Genomic DNA, 19061 nt, shown 5'->3' on the forward strand with positions numbered 1-19061 from the left:
CTTTGGGGTCGGGGACGAAAATCGCTCGGAAACGTGGCCATCTTTGGGCTGCAAGGCGGACAGATCGCGGCGTTTCACCTATTTGGCAAAAAAATTAAGGAATTGTCACGGTATGTCGCTTGAAACGAAAGGGTGCCCGCAGGACACGGACACCCCTTTCTTAACCATTTGCGACTCGGGTCAGGTCAGGCTGCCGTGGCAATGTTTGAACTTCTTGCCGGACCCGCAAGGGCAGGGATCGTTGCGTCCGGGGTTGCCCCAGGTCGCCGGATCGGTTTCGTCGAAGGCGGGCGCCGCACCATCGGGCGCGCTCGCTCCGTCTTCGGGCAGCGCGGCCTGCGCGGAGGCCGCGTCGGCCCGGGCCTTGAGCGCGCGTTGCATCGCCTCCTGCTGCTGGCGCAGCTCCTGCATCATCTTCTGACGCTCTTCGTCGGACATTGGGCGAACCTGCGCGAGTTGTTCGGTCACCGTCTCGCGCAGACCTTCAAGGAGGTTCTGGAATAGCTGGAAGGCCTCGGTCTTGTACTCGTTCAGCGGGTCGCGCTGCGCATAGCCACGGAAGCCCACGACAGACCGCAGATGTTCCAGCGTCAGAAGGTGCTCGCGCCACTTCTTGTCGATGGTCTGCAAGAGGACCTGCTTTTCGATGGAGCGCATTGTCTCCGGCCCGAAGGCCTCCTGCTTTTCGGCCATCACCTTGTCGGAGGCTTCGCGCAGGCGTTCGGCGACCACGTCCTGGTCGACGCCGTCCTCTTCGCTCCAAGCCATGACCGGCGCGTCGACGCCCAGCTTCTCGATGCAGGCGGCGTAAAGCCCCTGGCTGTTCCACTGGTCGGCGTAGGTCTTTGGCGGGCAATAGGTATCGACCAGCTCGTCGATGATGTCGTGGCGCATGTCGGTGACGATCTCCGACAGGTCCTTTGCCTCCATGATCTCGCGCCGCTGTGCGAAGATCACCTTCCGCTGGTCGTTCTGCACGTCGTCGAATTTCAGAAGCTGCTTGCGGATGTCGAAGTTGCGGCCCTCGACCTTGGCCTGCGCGCGCTCCAGAGACTTGTTCACCCAGGGGTGCACGATCGCCTCTCCTTCCTTCATGCCGAGCTTGCCCAGCACGTTGTCGAGGCGGTCGGAGCCGAAGATACGCATCAGGTCGTCTTCGAGCGAGAGATAGAAGGAGGAACGGCCAGGGTCGCCCTGACGGCCCGAACGGCCGCGAAGCTGGTTGTCGATACGGCGGCTTTCGTGACGCTCGGTCGCCAGAACGAAGAGACCGCCGGCCTCCTTCACGGCGCCTTCGTCGGCGGCATGGGCCTGCTCGATGTCGGCGCGGATCTCGTCGGGATGGCGTTCGGGGTTGGCAGCGATGGCCTCCATCACCTTGAACTCGACGTTGCCACCCAGCTTGATGTCGGTGCCGCGGCCCGCCATGTTCGTCGCGATGGTCACCGCGCCCAGCTTGCCGGCGTCGGCGACGATCTGCGCCTCCTGCTCGTGCTGGCGGGCGTTCAGAACGTTGTGCGGCAGTCCGGCTTGCTGGAGCAGGCTGCTCAACATCTCGGACTTGTCGATGGAGGTGGTGCCGACGAGAACCGGTTGGCCCTTCTTGTGCGCCTCGCCGATCTCCTCGACGATGGCAGCGTATTTTTCACGCGCGGTGCGGAACACCTTGTCGTCGTCGTCGATCCGGGCGATGGGCCGGTTGGTCGGAACCTCCACGACACCCAGGCCGTAGATCTCCATGAACTCGTCGGCCTCGGTCAGCGCCGTACCGGTCATACCGCCGAGCTTGTCGTACAGGCGGAAATAGTTCTGGAAGGTCACCGACGCCAGCGTGACGTTCTCCGGTTTTATCTCCAGCCCTTCCTTGGCCTCAATCGCCTGATGCAGGCCGTCCGACAGGCGTCGACCGGCCATCATACGGCCGGTGAACTCGTCGATCAGCACGACCTCGCCGTCGCGGACGATGTAGTCCTTGTCCTTCTGGAACAGCTTGTGCGCGCGGATCGCCTGGTTGACGTGGTGCACGACGGTCGTGGATTCCGGATCGTAGAGCGTCTGGCCCTCGGGCAGCAGGCCCCGGGCGTGCAGGTGCTCTTCGAGGTACTCGTTGCCTTCGTCGGTGAAGGTCACGTTTCGGGTCTTCTCGTCGACCTCGTAATGCTCTTCCACCAGTTCGGGGATCAGCTTGTCGACGGAGATGTAAAGCTCGGACCGGTCCTCGGACGGGCCGGAGATGATCAGCGGCGTCCGCGCCTCGTCGATGAGGATCGAGTCCACCTCGTCGACGATGGCGTAGTAATGGTCGCGCTGATGGATCTGGTCCAGCTCCGACTTCATGTTGTCGCGGAGGTAGTCGAAACCCAGCTCATTGTTCGTGGCGTAGGTGATGTCGCAGGCATAGGCCTGCGCCTTCTCTTCCTCGGGCTGGCGGGGGTAGACGGTGCCACAGGTCATGCCGAGCGCCGTGTAGACTTTCGACATCCACTCGGCATCGCGCGTGGCCAGATAGTCGTTCACAGTCACGATGTGCACGCCGCGCCCGGTCAGAGCGTTCAGATAGGCGGGGAAGGTGGCGACCAGCGTCTTGCCCTCGCCGGTCTTCATCTCCGAGATGTTGCCTTGGTGCAGGAAGATGCCGCCCATGAGCTGCACGTCGAAGGCACGCAGGCCAAGCGCCCGCTTCGCGGCCTCGCGGCAGTTGGCGAAGGCTTCGGGGAGGATTTGGTCAAGGCTTTCGCCCTTGGCCACGCGTTCCTTGAATTCTTCGGTTTTTGCGATCAGGCCGGCGTCGTCGAGCTTTTCGAACTCGGGCTCCAGCGCGTTGATCTTCTCCACCAGCGGGCGGGTGGTCTTGATCTTGCGGTCGTTCGGCGTTCCGAACACCTTGCGCGCGATTTTTCCCAACATGCCTGGTTACCTGTTCCCGGTTTCGTGTGCGGCATCTGCTTGCCCGCCTCGTACCGAGCCCATATGACAGGCCAGGAGACCGGCCACGCAGGGCCCTTGCGGCATGTAGTCGGCAGGCCGGAAAGTGTCAACGCCGCCCGCTATCACGGGACAGGCATCAGGAGGACGGTATGTCTAAAACCACGCAAAGTCGGGTCACACTCACGCTCAGCACCGCGCTTCTCGCGCTGACGCTGGCGTTGCCCGCAGCGGCGGAAAGCGCCGGACACGGACAGGAAACCACGACCGAAGACCATTCGACCGACGCTGCGGGGCACGAAGACGGCGCGGTGGCCGAAGGCGCCGCCCCCGAAGAGACCGCGCCCGATGGCGCTGCCCTTACCGCCGAAGATCTCGCACAGGTTGTGGCGACGGTCGGCGGCACCGACATCACGGTCGGTCACATGATGGTCGCCAAGGCCAGCCTGCCGCAGCAGTACCAGCAGATCCCCGACGCCCAGCTCTGGGACGGTCTTCTGCAGCAGCTGATCCAGCAGGAGGTCCTGTCGCAGTCCAAGGACGCGGAGGAAACCGACCTCGTGCGGCTGTCCATGGAGAACGAACGCCGCTCGCTGATGGCGGCCGTCGCGATCACCACGGTGGCCGAGCGCGCCGTGACGGAGGATGAGGTGCAAGCCGTCTACCAGCGCGATTTCGTCGACGTGGATCAGGGCAAGGAATACAACGCCTCGCACATCCTGCTGGAGACGAAGGAAGCTGCCGAAGAGGTTCTGGCCGAGGTCAAGGGCGGTGCCGACTTCGCCACCGTCGCGCGCGAGAAGTCGACCGGTCCCTCCGGTCCCAACGGCGGCTCTCTGGGCTGGTTCGGCGCCGGGATGATGGTTGAGCCGTTCCAGGTCGCGGTCGAATCGCTGGCACCCGGCGATGTCACCGGCCCGGTGGAAACCCAGTTCGGCTGGCACGTGATCAAGCTGAACGAGACGCGGACCCAGGAGGCGCCGCCGCTTGAGGCCGTGCGTGCGGAAATCGTGCAGAAGATCCAGCAGGACAAGGTAGAAGAACACATCGACTCGCTGATGCGGCAGATGGACATCACACGGATGCCGCAGGGCACCGTCGATCCGTCTATCCTGTCCGAGACGCAGCTACTGGAGAACTGAGAGAATGCCGCCGAAGTCCCCGCTTGCCCCGGAAACCTTTCCGGACCTTCCCGTCATCGCGGGCGTACGCCTGTCTGCCGTTGCGGCAGGGGTGAAATACAAGAACCGCAATGACGTGATGCTGGCCGTGCTCGATCCGGGCTCGGTCGTGGCGGGGGTCTTCACGCGCTCGGCGACGCGCTCCGCGCCGGTCCTCGATTGCCAGGCCAAACTGGCGGGCGAGGGCGGCGAAGGTGCCGCGATCCTCGTGAACTCAGGCAACTCCAATGCGTTCACGGGCCGTGCCGGGGACGGTTCGGTCGCGGCCATCTGCGCGGCCGTCTCCGCCGCCACCGGCCTGCCCGAGGAGCGCGTCTTCACCGCCTCGACCGGCGTGATCGGCGTACCGCTGCCCCACGACCGCATCATCGCCAAGCTCGACGAGGCCGTCTCGGCGCTCTCGACCGAAGCGATCGCCGATGCTGCGGGGGCCATCATGACCACCGACACCTTCCCCAAAGGCGCTTTCGCCGAGGTATCGGTGGGCGGCCAGACAGTGAAGATTGCGGGGATCGCCAAGGGCTCGGGCATGATCGCGCCCGACATGGCGACCATGCTGGTCTACATGTTCACCGACGCAAAGATCGGCCGCGCCGACCTGCAAAAGATCGTGTCGGAGGCCAACGCCCGCACCTTCAACAACATCACCGTCGACAGCGACACCTCCACCTCCGACACCCTGATGATGGGGGCCACGGGGGCCTCCGGCGTCGATGTCACCGGCAATGCCGATTTCGCAACGGCGGTAGAGGACGTGATGCGCGACCTCGCCCACCAGGTGGTCCGCGACGGCGAAGGCGCCACCAAGTTCGTGACCGTCACGGTGACCGGCGCCGCTACGGACGCCGACGCCCGCACCCATGCGCTCTCCATCGCCAACTCGCCGCTGGTCAAGACCGCCATCGCAGGTGAGGATCCGAACTGGGGCCGCATCGTCATGGCCGTCGGAAAATCCGGCGCCGCTGCCGACCGTGACCGCCTGACGATCCGCTTCGGCGATGTCCTGGTTGCGGAAAAGGGCTGGGTCGCCGAAAGCTACGCCGAAGAGCAAGGCGCAGCGGTGATGAAGCAACCCGAGATCCCGATCAACGTGGACATCGGGCTGGGGGACGGCTCCGCCACGGTATGGACCTGCGACCTGACCCACGGGTACATCACCATCAACGCCGACTACCGCTCGTAGTCGTCGAGCCTCACATCCGACGCACCGGACGCCCGCTCCTTCATCTTGGCCGAAATACCTCGGGGGGTGTGGGGGGCTGGCCCCCCACGATCCCGCGCCAAAAAGGGAGCGCCGCCCATGAAGATCATCCTCGTTTCCGCTGTCGCGCTCATCGACCCCGACGGGCGCGTTCTTCTGGCGCAGCGTCCGGAGGGCAAGTCCATGGCCGGACTCTGGGAGTTTCCCGGCGGCAAGGTCGAGTCCGGCGAAACCCCCGAGGCCGCGCTGATCCGGGAACTGCACGAGGAGCTGGGGATCGAGACCTGGGACAGTTGCCTTGCCCCGCTGACCTTCGCCTCGCACACCTATGACGATTTCCACCTGCTGATGCCGCTGTTTGCCTGCCGCAAATGGAAGGGTGTGGTGCAGGGCAAGGAAAGGCAGGCGCTGAAGTGGGTGAGGGCGCATCAACTGAAGGACTATCCCATGCCGCCGGCGGATATCCCTCTGATTCCGATTCTCCGCGACTGGTTGTAGAGCTTCTGATTGTCCACAACGCAAGGTGACTTATTGGGTTGAAAGTTCAAAAATGCATCTCGAAATTTCCTATTTGCATAATATACACGCGGAATTGCGTCATTTTTGTGTCTTAAGAAGATAGTAATTTTGCCCGGTTCTAGTATGGTCATCTGTGTCATCTGCATCTGGGAGGATTAAATATGCTGAAGACGATCACGATCGGTAACTACATTTCTGTGCAGGGTATGCTGGAACAACAGCTGCCAGATGGTCGGATGACAGTGCGGGTGGGCAACCGTGTCTATACCGGGCTTCCCGTGGTGGGCAAAGTCGCCGCCTGACGGCGGTTCGGTGACACCGCCCTTCGGGGCGGCTCAATACGAAGGTCGAAAAGGCCCCCGCTTGTGCGGGGGCCTTTCGTTTTTTCGGGTCGGCGCCGCCGTCGTAACCCATCAATTTCAAACGAAAAGGCCGCGTCCCAAAGGGGCGCGGCCTCGTTCATCCGGTCGATACGCAGGCGTCAGTCCAGCGTACGCACGATTTCTTCACGCTCGAAGATCTCGATGACGTCCTTCGGGCGGATGTCGTCGTAGTTCTCGAACGCCATGCCGCATTCCTGGCCAGAGATGACCTCGGACACTTCGTCCTTGAAGCGCTTGAGCGTCTTCAGTGTGCCCTCGTGGATCACCACGTTGTCGCGCAGGAGGCGCACACCGGCAGAGCGGCGCGCAACGCCTTCCGTGACCAGGCAGCCCGCGACCTTGCCGACGTTGGAGACCTTGAAGACCTCCTTGATCTCGGCGTAGCCAATGAAGTTCTCGCGCACTTCGTTGGACAGCAGGCCGGACGCGGCCTTCTTCACGTCGTCCACGAGGTCGTAGATCACCGAGTAATAGCGGATCTCCACGCCTTTCTGGTTCGCGGCGTTCCGCGCCGGTGCGTTGGCACGGACGTTGAAGCCGATGACCGGGCAGCCCGACGCTTCGGCAAGGCCGACGTCGGTTTCGGTGATGGCGCCGACGCCCGAGTGCAGCACGCGCACGCGTACCTCGTCGTTGCCGATCTTCTCCATCGCCTGCACGATTGCCTCGGCAGAACCCTGAACGTCCGCCTTCACCAGAATGGGAAGTTCGGAGACGTTCTCGTCGTCCTTGGCCTTCTGCAGAAGCTGATCCAGCGTGGTCGCCGCACCGGCGGCGGCGCGCTTCTCCTTGGCGGCGTGGGCACGGTATTCCGCGATCTCGCGGGCCTGCGCCTCAGTCGACGTCACGTTGAGCACGTCGCCCGCTTCCGGTGTGCCGTTGAGGCCGAGGACCTCGACGGGCACGGAGGGGCCGGCCTCCTTCACGCGTTCGCCCTTGTCGTTGATGAGCGCGCGAACCTTGCCGTACTGCTCGCCCACAACGAAGATGTCGCCCTGCTTCAGCGTACCCTTCTGCACCAGAACTGTCGCCACGGGACCGCGGCCCACGTCAAGCTGCGCTTCGATCACGGCGCCTTCGGCGGCACGGTTCGGGTTGGCCTTCAGTTCAAGGATCTCGGCCTGAAGCGCGATGGCTTCGAGCAGCTGATCCAGGCCCTGGCCAGTCTGAGCCGAAACCTCGACGTCCTGCACCTCACCGGACATCTCTTCCACGATCACCTCGTGCTGGAGAAGGTCGGTGCGCACCTTGGTCGGGTTCGCGGACGGCTTGTCGATCTTGTTGATCGCCACGATCATCGGCACATTGGCCGCCTTCGCGTGGCTGATCGCCTCGACCGTCTGCGGCATCACGGCGTCATCCGCGGCGACCACGAGCACGACGATGTCCGTCACCTGAGCCCCGCGCGAACGCATGGAGGTGAAGGCCGCGTGGCCCGGAGTGTCGAGGAACGACAGCACCTGGCCGTCTTTCGTCGTCACCTGATAGGCACCGATGTGCTGGGTGATGCCGCCGGCTTCGCCGGACGTCACGCTGGTCTGACGGATCGCGTCGAGCAGCGAGGTCTTGCCGTGGTCGACGTGGCCCATGATCGTGATGACCGGCGGACGCGGCAGAAGATCCTCTTCCTTGTCCTCGACCGATGCGATGACGTCCTCGACGTCGGCATCGGACACGCGGGTCACGCGGTGGCCGAATTCCTCGATGACGAGTTCGGCGGTGTCCGCGTCAATCGACTGGTTCTGAGTCGCCATGATGCCGGACTGCATCAGCGCCTTCACCACGTCGGCCACGCGCTCCGCCATGCGGTTCGCAAGCTCGGCGACGGTGATCGCCTCCGGCAGCTTGACGTCGCGCACGATCTTTTCGCGGTTCTGCTGGCCGCCCATCGCCTTCTGGCGCTGGCGTTCCTGCTTGCGCTTCATCGCGGCGAGCGACTTCTGGCGACCGCCCTCGCCACCGGACAACGCCTGGTTCAGCGTTAGCTTGCCCGAGCGGCGACCGGAATCGTCACGACCACGACCGCGGTTACGGTCGTCGTTGTCGTTTTCGCGGCGCGCGGGCGCGGCCTTGTCCTTGGCATCACGCGTCTTGCGGGCGGGCTCGCCTTCTGCGGGCGCGGGCTGGGCAGCGGCCTGAGCGGCGGCCTTCGCCTTGCGCTCTTCGGCTTCCTTCGCCTCGCGGACCTTGCGGGCCTCTTCTTCCGCTTTGCGGCGCAGGGCTTCTTCGGCCTCGCGCTGCTCGCGTTCCTTCTGTTCCTTTTCGGCGCGGAGGCGCTCACGCTCTTCGGCGCGTGCCTTTTCCTCTTCCTCGCGCTTGGCTTGCTCGTCGGCTTCGCGGGCCTTGGCAGCCTGAAGCGCCTTCAGGCGGCGCTCCATCTCTGCGTCGGAAATGCCGGCGGGCCGCTTGCCGGAGCCGCCCACAGGACCGCCCTTGCCGCCGCCTGCACCCGATGCCCCACCGGCACCCGGCTTCGGCACCACAACGCGCTTGCGCTTGGTTTCCACCACGACGTTCTTGGTACGTCCATGGCTGAAGCTCTGCTTCACGCTGCCGGACCGGCCGCCACCACGAACCCCCAGGGTTTTCTTGCCGTCGTTATCGCTCATCAAACGTCTTCATCCTTTCCGGCGGGTTTCGCCGCCGCGAGCCGCTTTCGTGCCCATCGGTTCGGGCGCAACGCGGAGTCCTTTCAAGCGCATGGCTTCCTCTACAATACGCGGCACGAGTCCGCCAGAGCCAAGCGCGGCGTGTATAACAGTTTGTCGACCGAACGCCGCGCCCAACTCATCTGCGGTCAACCAGCCGATATAGCGCCCGCCGTACGGCGTGCTCAATTTTGATTTGCCCCGGCCAGAGCCGTCTTCGGCCTGGATCAGGACAGAGGCCTCCTCCATCTGGAGCATGGCCTTCACCTTCTCGTAACCCGCTATGGCTTCTCCGGACTTGCGGGCCAGCGAGATCAGGTCGATCACGCGTCTGGCCAGCATCTGTTCGAGAAGATCCGCCAGGCCGTCAGGAACCTGAACGGGTTGCTTCGCGGCGCGGGAGAAAAGGCCCTTTTTAACGGCTTTTTCCAGCGCGGCGCGGTCAGCAGAGACATATAGTCCCCTTCCCGGCAACTTTCCAGCCAGATCGGGCACAATCCTTCCGTCAGGGCCCGCGACAAAGCGCACGAGGCCATTCTTCGGCTGCACTTCACCCGTGGCGATGCACTTCCGTTCAGGTCCGTCTTCGCGGTTCGTGTCGCTGCCCCCTCGGGTCAATCGCTTACTCCTCGGCCTCTTCTGTGGCGGTCTCTTCCGCGTCTTCGGAAGAGGCGACCAGCTCCTCCGGGTCGACCCAGCCCAGCATGACGCGGGCGGTCATCACCATGTTCTGCGCTTCATCGAGGTCGATGCCGAACTTCTCCAGCAGTCCGTCGTCCTTGACGCGCTGACCGTCTTGGGTGGTCCAGCCGCCGGCCAGTTCCCAGTCGGCGCAGGTGGCGAAGTCTTCCAGCGTCTTCACGCCGTCCTCGGCGAGGGCGACGACCATCTGCGGGGTCAGGCCCTCGAAAGCCAGCAGGCTGTCGTCCGCACCCAGTTCGCGGGCCCGGGCTTCTGCCTGGCGGGCCTGCTCCTCAAGGTATTCCTGCGCGCGTGTCTGCAGTTCGGCCGCGGTGCCCTCGTCCACGCCGTCGATGACCAGCAGTTCGTCCATCTCGACGTAGGCGACTTCCTCCAGGTTGGTGAACCCTTCGGAGACCAGAAGCTGGGCAAAGAACTCGTCGAGATCCAGCGTGTCCATGAACAGCTGGGTGCGCTCCTCGAATTCCTTCTGACGGCGCTTCGATTCCTCTTCCTCGGTCATGATGTCGATGTCGAGACCGGTCAGCTGGGACGCGAGGCGCACGTTCTGGCCGCGACGACCGATGGCGAGCGAAAGCTGCTCGTCCGGCACGACGACCTCGATGCGCTCGGCCTCTTCGTCCAGGACCACCTTCGACACTTCGGCCGGCTGCAGCGCGTTCACGAGGAAGGTCGGCACATCTTCGTTCCATGGGATGATGTCGATCTTCTCGCCCTGCAGTTCGTTGACGACGGCCTGCACGCGGGAACCGCGCATACCCACGCAGGCGCCGACGGGGTCGATGCCGTTATCATAGGAAATCACAGCAATCTTGGCGCGCGAACCGGGGTCGCGGGCCACGGCCTTTACCTCGATGATGCCATCGTAGATTTCCGGCACTTCCATCTTGAAGAGCTCGCGCATGAACTCCGGTGCGGTACGCGACAGGAAGATCTGCGGGCCGCGGGTCTCGCGGCGCACGTCCTTGACGTAGCAGCGGATGCGGTCGCCCGGGCGATAGCTCTCGCGGCCGATCTTTTCGTTGCGGCGCAGGATCGCCTCGCCCCGGCCCACGTCGACGATGACGTTGCCATATTCCTCGCGCTTGACCAGACCGTTGATGATCGTGCCGGCGCGGTCCTTGAATTCCTCGTACTGGCGGTCACGCTCGGCTTCGCGGACCTTCTGGAGGATGACCTGCTTGGCGGACTGAGCGGCGATGCGGCCCAGTTCGACGGGCGGGACTTCCTCTACGAAGGTGTCGCCCACCTTCGGATCGGCCATGTACTGCTTGGCCTGCTGGACGGTCAGCTCCGCCTGGTAGTTCTCGAGCTCCTCGTCCTCGACCACGGTGCGGACGCGGGTGAAGGTCGCGCGGCCGGTCTTGCGATCGATGGAGACGCGGATGTCCATCTCGGCGCCGTAACGGGACTTCGCCGCCCGGGCGAGGGATTCCTCCATCGCCTCGACCACCAGACCGGGGTCGATCATCTTCTCGCGCGCCACAGCTTCGGCGGTCTGCAGAAGCTCAAGCTGGTTTGCAGAGGTGATTGCCATCTCTTATTCCTCCTGGTCGGGCGCGTCGGCCTCGATGTCGTCGTACTTGTTTTCGTCCAGTGCGGCCGTCTTGCGGGCCTTGAGCATCTCGCGGACCAGCTCGTCGGTCATCACCAGCTTCGCGTCGGCGAGCCAGTCGAACTGAAGGCCGATCGTGCCCTCGTCCACGTTGATCAGAACCTCGGACCCTTCGACCCCGGCAAGGATACCACGAAACCGCTTGCGGCCCTCGATGAGATCGGTGGTCTCCAGCCTGGCTTCATAGCCTTCATACGTGTCGAAATCCTTGAGCCGTGTCAGGGGCCGGTCGATCCCCGGAGAGGAGACCTCCAGCGTGTAGGCCTCCACGATGGGGTCCTCGACATCCAGCACGGCAGACACGGCTGTCGAGATCTCGGCACATTCATCGACCTCGATCCCGCCTTCCGGGCGCTCGGCCATGATCTGCAGCAACGGCGTGTTGCCGCTCTGCAGGCGGAGGCGGACAAGTTCGAACCCCATGTCCTCGATGACCGGGGCGACGATCTCGGCAAGGCGCAGGTCCATACCGGTCTTTGCGATCATATTGGTCATGTCTATCGGCCTTTCGGGCGTAGAAACAAAAAAGCGGGCCAGCGGCCCGCTCATCTTATCGGTGGGCGCTGCGGCCTCGCGGCCCCAGCTCCTCGCTGTTGAGGGCGATATAGGCGAGCGCGCCGCAGGACGCAAGCGGATTCGCTGCCCGAAAAGGGGAGGGGGCGCCGCCCCCCGCCTTCGGCTCCCCCCGAGGTACTTTCGCCAAGATGAAGGCACAGGTGCGTATTCCCCTTCATCTTGGTTCAAATACCTCGGGGGAGCCCACGCAGTGGGCGGGGGCGGAGCCCCTTTTCAGGTCATCACATCCGGTGCGGTACGCCCGGAGCGTTCCTTGAGACCGGTCAGCTCATCCACCGCCGCGGCGATGGGGGCGAGCGCGTCCTGTGTCTCGTTCGTCAGATCGCCGTCCGGCACCTCGTAGCGTTCGAGGTAGACTCGGATCGTAGCGCCCTCGGTGCCGGTGCCCGAGAGCCGCATCACGGCCCGGGCCCCGTCGTCGAAGAACACGCGCATACCTTGATTGTGGCTGACGGAGCCGTCCACGGGGTCGGTGTAGGAGAAGCTGTCGATCTTCTGGATCCCGTCGGGCAGTGGGCCGTCCGCCAGCGCTTTCAGGTCCCCCATGATGCCTTCGGCCACGGCGCTGTCCACGGCCTCATAGTCGTGTCTGGAGTAGTAGTCGCGCCCGTAGGTTTGCCAGTGGTCCAGAAGTATGTCCTTTACGCTCATCTTGCGTTTCGCCAGGATGTTGAGCCAGAGCAGAACCGCCCAAAGACCGTCCTTTTCGCGCACGTGGTCGGAACCAGTTCCGGCGCTTTCCTCGCCGCAGAGTGTGGCCTTGCCTGCGTCGAGGAGGTTGCCGAAGAATTTCCAGCCGGTCGGGGTTTCGTAGGCGCCGATGCCCAGCTTGTCCGCCACACGGTCGGCGGCGCGCGATGTGGGCATGGACCGGGCAACGCCGGCCAGTCCGCGCGCGTAGCCCGGGGCCAGGGGCGCGTTTGCAGCGAGCACGGCGAGGCTGTCGGACGGGGTGACGTAGACGCCCTTTCCAAGGATCATGTTTCGGTCTCCGTCGCCGTCGGAGGCCGCGGCGAAGTCGGGACCGTCCGACGACATCACCATGTCGACCAGCGGTTTGGCCCAGATCGGGTTGGGGTCCGGGTGTCCCTTGCCGAAGTCCACGGACGGCACTCCGTTCAACACGGTGCCTTCGGGCGCGCCCAGCATGCCTTCGATGATCGTCTTGGCGTAGGGGCCGGTAACCGCGTGCATCGCGTCGAAGCGCAGGGTGAAACCATCCGCGATCAACGCCCTGATGGCGTCGAAGTCGAAGAGCGTCTGCATCAGCGCGGCGTAGTCCGTCACCGGATCCACGATCTCGACCGTCATGCCGCCCAGAGTGGTCTCACCGATCGCCGAGAGGTCAAGGTCGTCGGTGTCCAGCGTATAGTATTCCCTCAGCGTCTTCGTCTGGTCGAAGATCGCCGCCGTCACACCTTCGGGTGCAGGCCCGCCGTTCGAGATGTTGTACTTGAGGCCGAAGTCCTCGTCGATCCCGCCCGGGTTATGGCTGGCCGACAGGATCAGCCCGCCGTCGGCGCCGCGCACGCGGATCAGGTTCGACGCGGCCGGGGTCGAGAGCAGTCCGCCCTGTCCGACGATGGCCCGTGCCGCCCCGCTCGCGGCGGCCATGCGCAGGATCGTCTGGATGGCTTCGGCGTTGAAGTAGCGGCCGTCACCGCCAATCACGAAGGTCTTGCCCGCGCAGCCGCCGATGGCGTTGAAGATCGACTGGACGAAGGCTTCGACGTAGCCCGGCTGCATGAACACCCGGGTCTTCTTGCGCAGCCCCGAAGTGCCGGGTTTCTGTCCCTCGAAAGGCGAGATCGGTTTGGTTACGGGCGTCATCGGGCAAAGTCCTTTCCGTTCAATGCGCAGGTGCCCGAGTGCTGTCCGACTCGGGCCTTTGCGGCAAGGTATCGCGAATCTGCTCGGCGTTGGCCAGTTCTGCCACCGCAACCGGCAGGCGGCGGCGCCAGTTGGGGTGTTCGTCGATGGTGCCGGGCAGGTTCTGGGCATCCACCTGCCCCAGCAGGTCGTCGAGTTGCAGCGCCGTCAGGACGCTCGGCCCGTTCAGCAGTGCGCCGTGGATGGCGCTTGCGATTGCGGTGGGCGCCGCGTCGGAGGGGATGCCGCACATCTCGCGCAGGCCTGCGCGCTGGCGCGACCGCTGGTCGAGGCGGCTGCGGCTCTCGCCTTCGGACTGCCAGCCCATCGCCTGCCACCACGTGATGTCCGTCCCGTACCAGAATCCCCGGAGTGTCGGCGTGTCGTGCGTGCCGAAGCAGGCCAGCGCATGCGGGCGCAGGTCGGCAGCGGGGACAAGCGTGCCGTCGTCGTTGGTTTCATACTGCCAGACAGAGTAGGAAAGCAGACCGGCGGCATTCATCCGTTCGCGGAAGCCGGCAGGGACAAGGCCGAGGTCTTCGCCGATCACGAGGCAGCCGGTGCGGCGCGCCTCGATGGCGATGACCGACAGAAGGGCGTCGAACGGCTGGGAGACATAGCCGCCGGGGCTGCCGTCCTCCGGCTGCCAGTAGGCGCGCAGGAGGCCCAAAGCATGGTCGATTCGAAGGATGCCGGCGCGGGACATCAGACGGTGCAGCATGTCGCGCAAGGGACGATACCGGTTGGCGGACAGCCGCTTCGGCGCGTGAACGGCAAGGTTCCACGACTGGCCTTCGGGGTTCAGGTAGTCCGGCGGCGCCCCGATGGAGACGCCGGTGGCCACGGTTTCCGGGTTCATCCAGCTTTCGGCGCAACCGGGCCGCGATCCGACGGCCAGGTCGAGATAAAGGCCGAACCCCATGCCCGCCTCCCTTGCGCGCCGTTGCGCGGCGCGGGTCTGCTTTTCGGCCTGCCATTGTGCCCAGGCGTGGAAACGCGCGCGTGTCCCGGCGGCCGCGGTGGCCTTCGGACCGGGTGTGCGCAGCGCTGCCGGCCATGTGCGGCTGTCTTCGCCATACCGTTCGCTCAGCGCCTCGTAGGCGGCAAAGTCCGTGAGGTCGGGGTGCGCGGAAAGGTAGGTGTCGAAATCGGGGTCGTCGTGGAAAGCGGCGTAGGCGGCTTCCAGCGCGGCGCGGTGCTGTTTGCGAAAAGCGATGTAGTCGATCAGGTCGGCGGGCGGTGTCGGCCCGAGCCCGGGCACGGCAATGTGGTCCGTGCTGAGGAACCCACGATGTGTGGGTGAGTAGGGAGAGAGCATGTCGACCGCCGCCCAGCCCAAGGCGTGGATCGGATTGATCCCGAGGAACTGCGATCCCGTCGTCGCCAAAGCTTCGGCGGCCTCCGCCAGGTCGGTGTAGGAGCCGAGCCCACCATTGCATTCGGAGCGGAACCCGTAGAGCGCGCCGACGACACCCCATGCGCGGGGCAGGCCGGCAAGGTCTGCGACGGAAGGGGCGCCGGCGGCGGGTCGGACAACGACGAATGTCTCCTCCGTCCAGCCGCGCGCCTCGCCGTGGAGCAAGTAATAGCCATAGGGCAGCGGCGGGATCGGGTCGGTCGGCCCGCCAGAAACCCGTTCGGTGCCGTTCTCGTCCGTGACGGTCCACGCGCAGGCCACCGGGAGGGCACGGCTTTCGCCTTCGGTCAGCAGCAGTTCGGCTGGAAGATGTCGGGCGTCTTCGGCGGCGCGCAGGGTGGCGAGCGCCTCAGACGCTTCCGCTTCGGTGGTGACGGGGGTGCCGGTGGCGCGCAACAGCGCGGTCAGCGTTTCGGGCGCCGCCGTGAGGTAGCGCCCGGACAGGTCGTGGAACCCGGGATGGATGCCGTTCGCTTCGGCCAGCGCGCGCAGCGCTTCGGTCATGCGTCGACCTCGACTGCGGAGAAGGCCGAGAGGGAGGAGCGCGGGACGGTGATCCTTGGGTCGGCGATGTCCAGCGGGGTTTGCAGGTCGGTCGACGTGTCGATTTCGCGCCGCCAGTGGCGGGGCGCGATATCCGGCAGGTCGAGTTCTTGGTCGGCGTCCTCGCGGTTGAAGGCCAGCAGCATCATGTCCGCAGAAGCGTCCCCACCGGGGTTCTCGGCAGAACCGCGCAACAGGATGCAGAGCGACGACAGGCCGGGATCGCGCCAGTTCAGGGCAGAGCCGTCGAAGGCACGCCATTCCACATCCTTTGTGCCGTCCGACCTTTTGGCGCCGTGCAGGAACCGGCTTTGTCCGAGGGTCGGATGAGCCTTGCGGATGGCGGACAGCGCGGAGGTGAATTCGATCAGGTTGCCGTCCATCGCCTCCCAGTCGAGCCACGATGTCTCGTTGTCCTGACAGTAGGCGTTGTTGTTGCCGTTCTGGGTGTTGCCGCCTTCGTCCCCGGCAAGGATCATTGGCGTGCCCTGGGACAGCATGAGCGTGGCCAGCATGTTGCGCACCCTCTGGCGGCGGGCGGCTTTGATGTCGGCGTCGTCGGTCGGCCCCTCGACCCCGAAGTTGTCGGAGAAGTTGTCGTGGTGGCCGTCGCGGTTTTCCTCGCCGTTCGCCTCGTTGTGGCGTTCGGTGTAGGCGGTGACGTCGGCGAGTGTATACCCGTCGTGTGCCGCGCCGAAGTTGACGGATGCCCACGCGCGCCTGCCGCGCGTGTCGAACAGATCGGCCGAGCCCAGTATCGCGCCGCCGAGGTCCTGCGCCGCCCGCGCGTCGCCCCGCCAGAAGCGGCGCAGCGTGTCGCGGTAACGGTCGTTCCATTCGGCGAACTCCGGCGGGAACTGGCCCAGCCGGTAGCCGCCGGGGCCGATGTCCCACGGCTCGGCGATCAGTTTGACGCCTGAAAGCACAGGGTCCTGCCGCAGCGCGTCGAGGAAGCCGCCGTGCCGGTCGAAGCCCTGCGGTTCCCGCGCCAGCGTCGTGGCGAGGTCGAAGCGAAAGCCGTCGACGCCGTAGGCCTGCACCCAGAAACGCATGGAATCGAGGATAAGCCGCAGTACCGAGGGGTGCGCACAGTTCATCGTGTTGCCGGTGCCGGTGTCGTTCACGTAGTACCGTGGTTGGCCGTCCAGCAGGCGATAGTAGGAAGCGTTGTCGATGCCCCGGAAGGACAGGGTCGGCCCGTGCTGATCGCCCTCGGCAGAGTGGTTGTAGACGACGTCGAGGATGACCTCGATCCCGGCGGCGTGGAAACGGTCCACCATCGCGCGGAACCCCTTTACGCCCGACGGGCCGAGATAGCGCGGCTCTGGCGTGAAGAAGGCAACGGTGTTGTAGCCCCAGTAGTTGGTCAGCCCACGCTCCAGCAGGACGCCTTCGGGCTTGAGCGCCTGCACGGGCAGCAGTTCGACCATCGTCACGCCGAGTTTGGTCAGGTGTTCCAGCATCGCGTCGGAGGCCATGGCGTCGTAGGTGCCGCGCTTTTCCTCCGCGATCATCGGGTGGGTGATCGTGGTGCCCTTGACGTGGGCTTCGTAGATCAGCGCGTCATCCCATCCACGCCGGAGCGGGCGGGCGTCCAGAGGGAATGTTTCGGGGTGCGAGACGACAGACTTCGGCACGAACAGAGCGGAGTCGCGGTCGTCGAAGCTGAGGTCGTCGCCGCCCTGCATGTATCCGAAAATCGCGGGGTCCTGCGTGAACCCGCCGTGCAGTTCACGAGTGTAGGGATCCAGCAGCAGCTTGTTGGCGTTGAAGCGATGGCCACGGTCGGGCGCATAAGGGCCGTCGACGCGGTAGCCGTAGAGTTGGCCCGGCGCCAGCCCGGGGACGTAGCCATGCCAGATGGCACCGGACCGTTCGGGCAGGTCGATGCGGTGGGTTTCCGTCCCGCCGTCCTCGGAAAAGAGGCAGAGGGTGACCTTGTGAGCATGGTCGGAGAACAGGGCGAAATTCACCCCCTCGCCATCCCAATGGGCGCCCAGAAGATTGGGGCGCCCCGGTCTTGTCTCGTATGTGTCGGTCATGATGCGGTGAGGATCTCATAAAGGCTGACGTAGGACTTGGCGGACTCCTCCCAACCCACCGGATGACGCATGGCTGCACGCATCATCCCTTTCCAGACGCCGGGCTGCGCATAAAGTTCCACCACCCTGTCGAGCGTTGCCGAAATCGCCTCGGGCGTGACGTCGTTCATGACAAAGCCGGTCGCTGCCTTGACCGCAAGTGCGGCGGCATTGGCGTCGATCACCGTATCGGCGAGCCCGCCGGTCCGTGCCACCACGGGCAGTGTGCCATAGCGCAGCCCATAAAGCTGGGTCAGCCCGCAGGGTTCGAAGCGGGACGGGATCAGGATCGCGTCGGCTCCCCCCTGCATGAGGTGCGAGAACGCCTCGTCATAGCCGATGTAGGTGCCGACCTTGCCGGGGAAGTCCTGCGCCGCCTTGGTGAAGGCGGCCTCCAGTCCCGGTTCGCCGGTGCCCAGCACGGCCAGTTGCCCGCCCGCCTCCACCAGATGCGGGATCGCGGCAGCCAGGGCGTCCAGTCCCTTCTGCTCCGTCAGGCGCGAGATGACGCAGAACAGCGGACTGTCGTGGTCGGGGTCGAGCGCCAGTCGTTCGGCCAGTGCCGTGCGGCTTTGCCGTTTGTTCTTCGGGTTCGCCGCGTTGTAGGGCGCGGGCAGGGCGGCGTCGTCCCCGGGGTTCCAGACGTCCGTGTCGATGCCGTTCAGGATGCCCGACAGGCTTTCCGTTCGGGCCTGAAGCACGCCCTCCAGTCCCATCCCGAAATGCGGCGTCAGGATCTCGCGTGCGTAGGTCGGCGAGACGGTGGTCACGTGGTCCGCGTAGACCAGCCCCGCCTTCAGGAAGCTCACGTCACCGTAGTATTCCAGGCCGTCGGCGTGGAACCAGTCGGGGCGCAGGCCCAGTTCGCCCAGCACATGCGGCCCGTAGCGGCCCTGGAAGGCGATGTTGTGAATGGTCATGACGGTCTTCGGCACGGTGCGGCCGGTCTGCTTCAGGTAGACCGGGGCGAGAGCCGCCTGCCAGTCGTGGGCGTGCAGAATGTCCGGCACCCAGCCCGGCAGCCCGTCGAAGCAGATGCGCGCCGCCGCCTGCGCGAGGCTTGCAAAGCGGCGGTGATTGTCTTCCCAGTCGCGGCCGTCCGGGCCATTGTACGGTTTGCCCGGGCGGTCGAAGAGCTGCGGCGCATCGAGCAGGAGCAGCGTCAGCCCCTCTGCCTCCACCTGCACGAGCCGCCCCGTTCCCCCCGGCAGATCGCCGAAGGTCGCCACCTCGGTCCCTTTGGCCAGAAGCGGGAACAGCGCGGGATAGACGGGCAGCATCACACGGGCATCCACGCCTGACGGCGCCAGCGCGCCGGGTAGCGCGCCGACCACATCTGCAAGCCCCCCTGTCTTGACGAACGGGGCGCATTCCGAGGTGACCATCAGGACGTTCATGCGA

Annotated in this window: 13 protein-coding genes; 4 read left to right on the forward strand and 9 right to left on the reverse strand. The window is 65.1% G+C overall.

Annotated features, from left to right (window positions below):
- Positions 1–180 precede the first annotated feature (180 nt).
- Positions 181–2907, reverse strand: coding sequence for a preprotein translocase subunit SecA (gene secA, locus ABFK29_RS02915; protein ID WP_005863957.1), 2727 nt, complete (start codon positions 2905–2907; stop codon positions 181–183).
- 170 nt (positions 2908–3077) lie between these two features.
- Between secA and ABFK29_RS02920 the strand changes: the two genes are divergently transcribed.
- The 4 genes from ABFK29_RS02920 (at position 3078) to ABFK29_RS02935 (ending at position 6128) form a co-directional block, all read left to right on the forward strand.
- The gene (locus ABFK29_RS02920) at positions 3078–4067 is read left to right on the forward strand and encodes a peptidylprolyl isomerase (RefSeq protein ID WP_005863958.1); all 990 of its coding nucleotides are present in this window, start codon (positions 3078–3080) and stop codon (positions 4065–4067) included.
- Positions 4068–4071: 4 nt separating this feature from the next.
- Positions 4072–5289 carry a bifunctional glutamate N-acetyltransferase/amino-acid acetyltransferase ArgJ gene (gene argJ, locus ABFK29_RS02925; protein ID WP_005863960.1) on the forward strand — a complete coding sequence of 406 codons (1218 nt, stop codon included), beginning with the start codon at positions 4072–4074 and terminating at the stop codon, positions 5287–5289.
- A gap of 117 nt (positions 5290–5406) precedes the next feature.
- Positions 5407–5805, forward strand: coding sequence for an 8-oxo-dGTP diphosphatase MutT (gene mutT, locus ABFK29_RS02930; RefSeq protein WP_040603954.1), 399 nt, complete (start codon positions 5407–5409; stop codon positions 5803–5805).
- A 182-nt stretch (positions 5806–5987) separates the two neighbouring features.
- On the forward strand, positions 5988–6128 hold the full coding sequence (locus tag ABFK29_RS02935) for a hypothetical protein (RefSeq protein ID WP_005854490.1): 141 nt from the start codon (positions 5988–5990) through the stop codon (positions 6126–6128).
- Positions 6129–6307: 179 nt separating this feature from the next.
- Here the strand turns inward: ABFK29_RS02935 and infB are convergent, their stop codons facing one another.
- The 8 genes from infB to glgA form a co-directional block, all read right to left on the reverse strand.
- Positions 6308–8818, reverse strand: coding sequence for a translation initiation factor IF-2 (gene infB, locus ABFK29_RS02940; protein WP_005854492.1), 2511 nt, complete (start codon positions 8816–8818; stop codon positions 6308–6310).
- A gap of 9 nt (positions 8819–8827) precedes the next feature.
- Positions 8828–9475, reverse strand: coding sequence for an RNA-binding protein (locus tag ABFK29_RS02945; protein ID WP_005854494.1), 648 nt, complete (start codon positions 9473–9475; stop codon positions 8828–8830).
- A 4-nt stretch (positions 9476–9479) separates the two neighbouring features.
- Complete coding sequence (gene nusA, locus ABFK29_RS02950) at positions 9480–11096, reverse strand: transcription termination factor NusA (protein ID WP_005854496.1); 1617 nt, start codon at positions 11094–11096, stop codon at positions 9480–9482.
- 3 nt (positions 11097–11099) lie between these two features.
- Positions 11100–11669: a ribosome maturation factor RimP gene (gene rimP, locus ABFK29_RS02955; protein ID WP_005854498.1), complete on the reverse strand. Its 570-nt coding sequence runs from the start codon at positions 11667–11669 to the stop codon at positions 11100–11102.
- A gap of 294 nt (positions 11670–11963) precedes the next feature.
- Positions 11964–13580, reverse strand: coding sequence for an alpha-D-glucose phosphate-specific phosphoglucomutase (locus ABFK29_RS02960; protein WP_005854500.1), 1617 nt, complete (start codon positions 13578–13580; stop codon positions 11964–11966).
- Between the two features lie 19 nt (positions 13581–13599).
- A complete protein-coding gene (gene malQ / locus ABFK29_RS02965) occupies positions 13600–15540 on the reverse strand; it encodes a 4-alpha-glucanotransferase (RefSeq protein ID WP_005854502.1) in 1941 nt (646 codons plus the stop codon).
- On the reverse strand, positions 15537–17621 hold the full coding sequence (glgX, locus tag ABFK29_RS02970) for a glycogen debranching protein GlgX (protein WP_005854504.1): 2085 nt from the start codon (positions 17619–17621) through the stop codon (positions 15537–15539). Before glgX ends, malQ begins: the two co-directional genes overlap by 4 nt.
- The gene (glgA, locus tag ABFK29_RS02975) at positions 17618–19057 is read right to left on the reverse strand and encodes a glycogen synthase GlgA (protein WP_005854506.1); all 1440 of its coding nucleotides are present in this window, start codon (positions 19055–19057) and stop codon (positions 17618–17620) included. Before glgA ends, glgX begins: the two co-directional genes overlap by 4 nt.
- Positions 19058–19061: the final 4 nt, after the last annotated feature.

This window comes from Sagittula stellata E-37 (assembly GCF_039724765.1).
GTDB classification, from domain to species: domain Bacteria; phylum Pseudomonadota; class Alphaproteobacteria; order Rhodobacterales; family Rhodobacteraceae; genus Sagittula; species Sagittula stellata.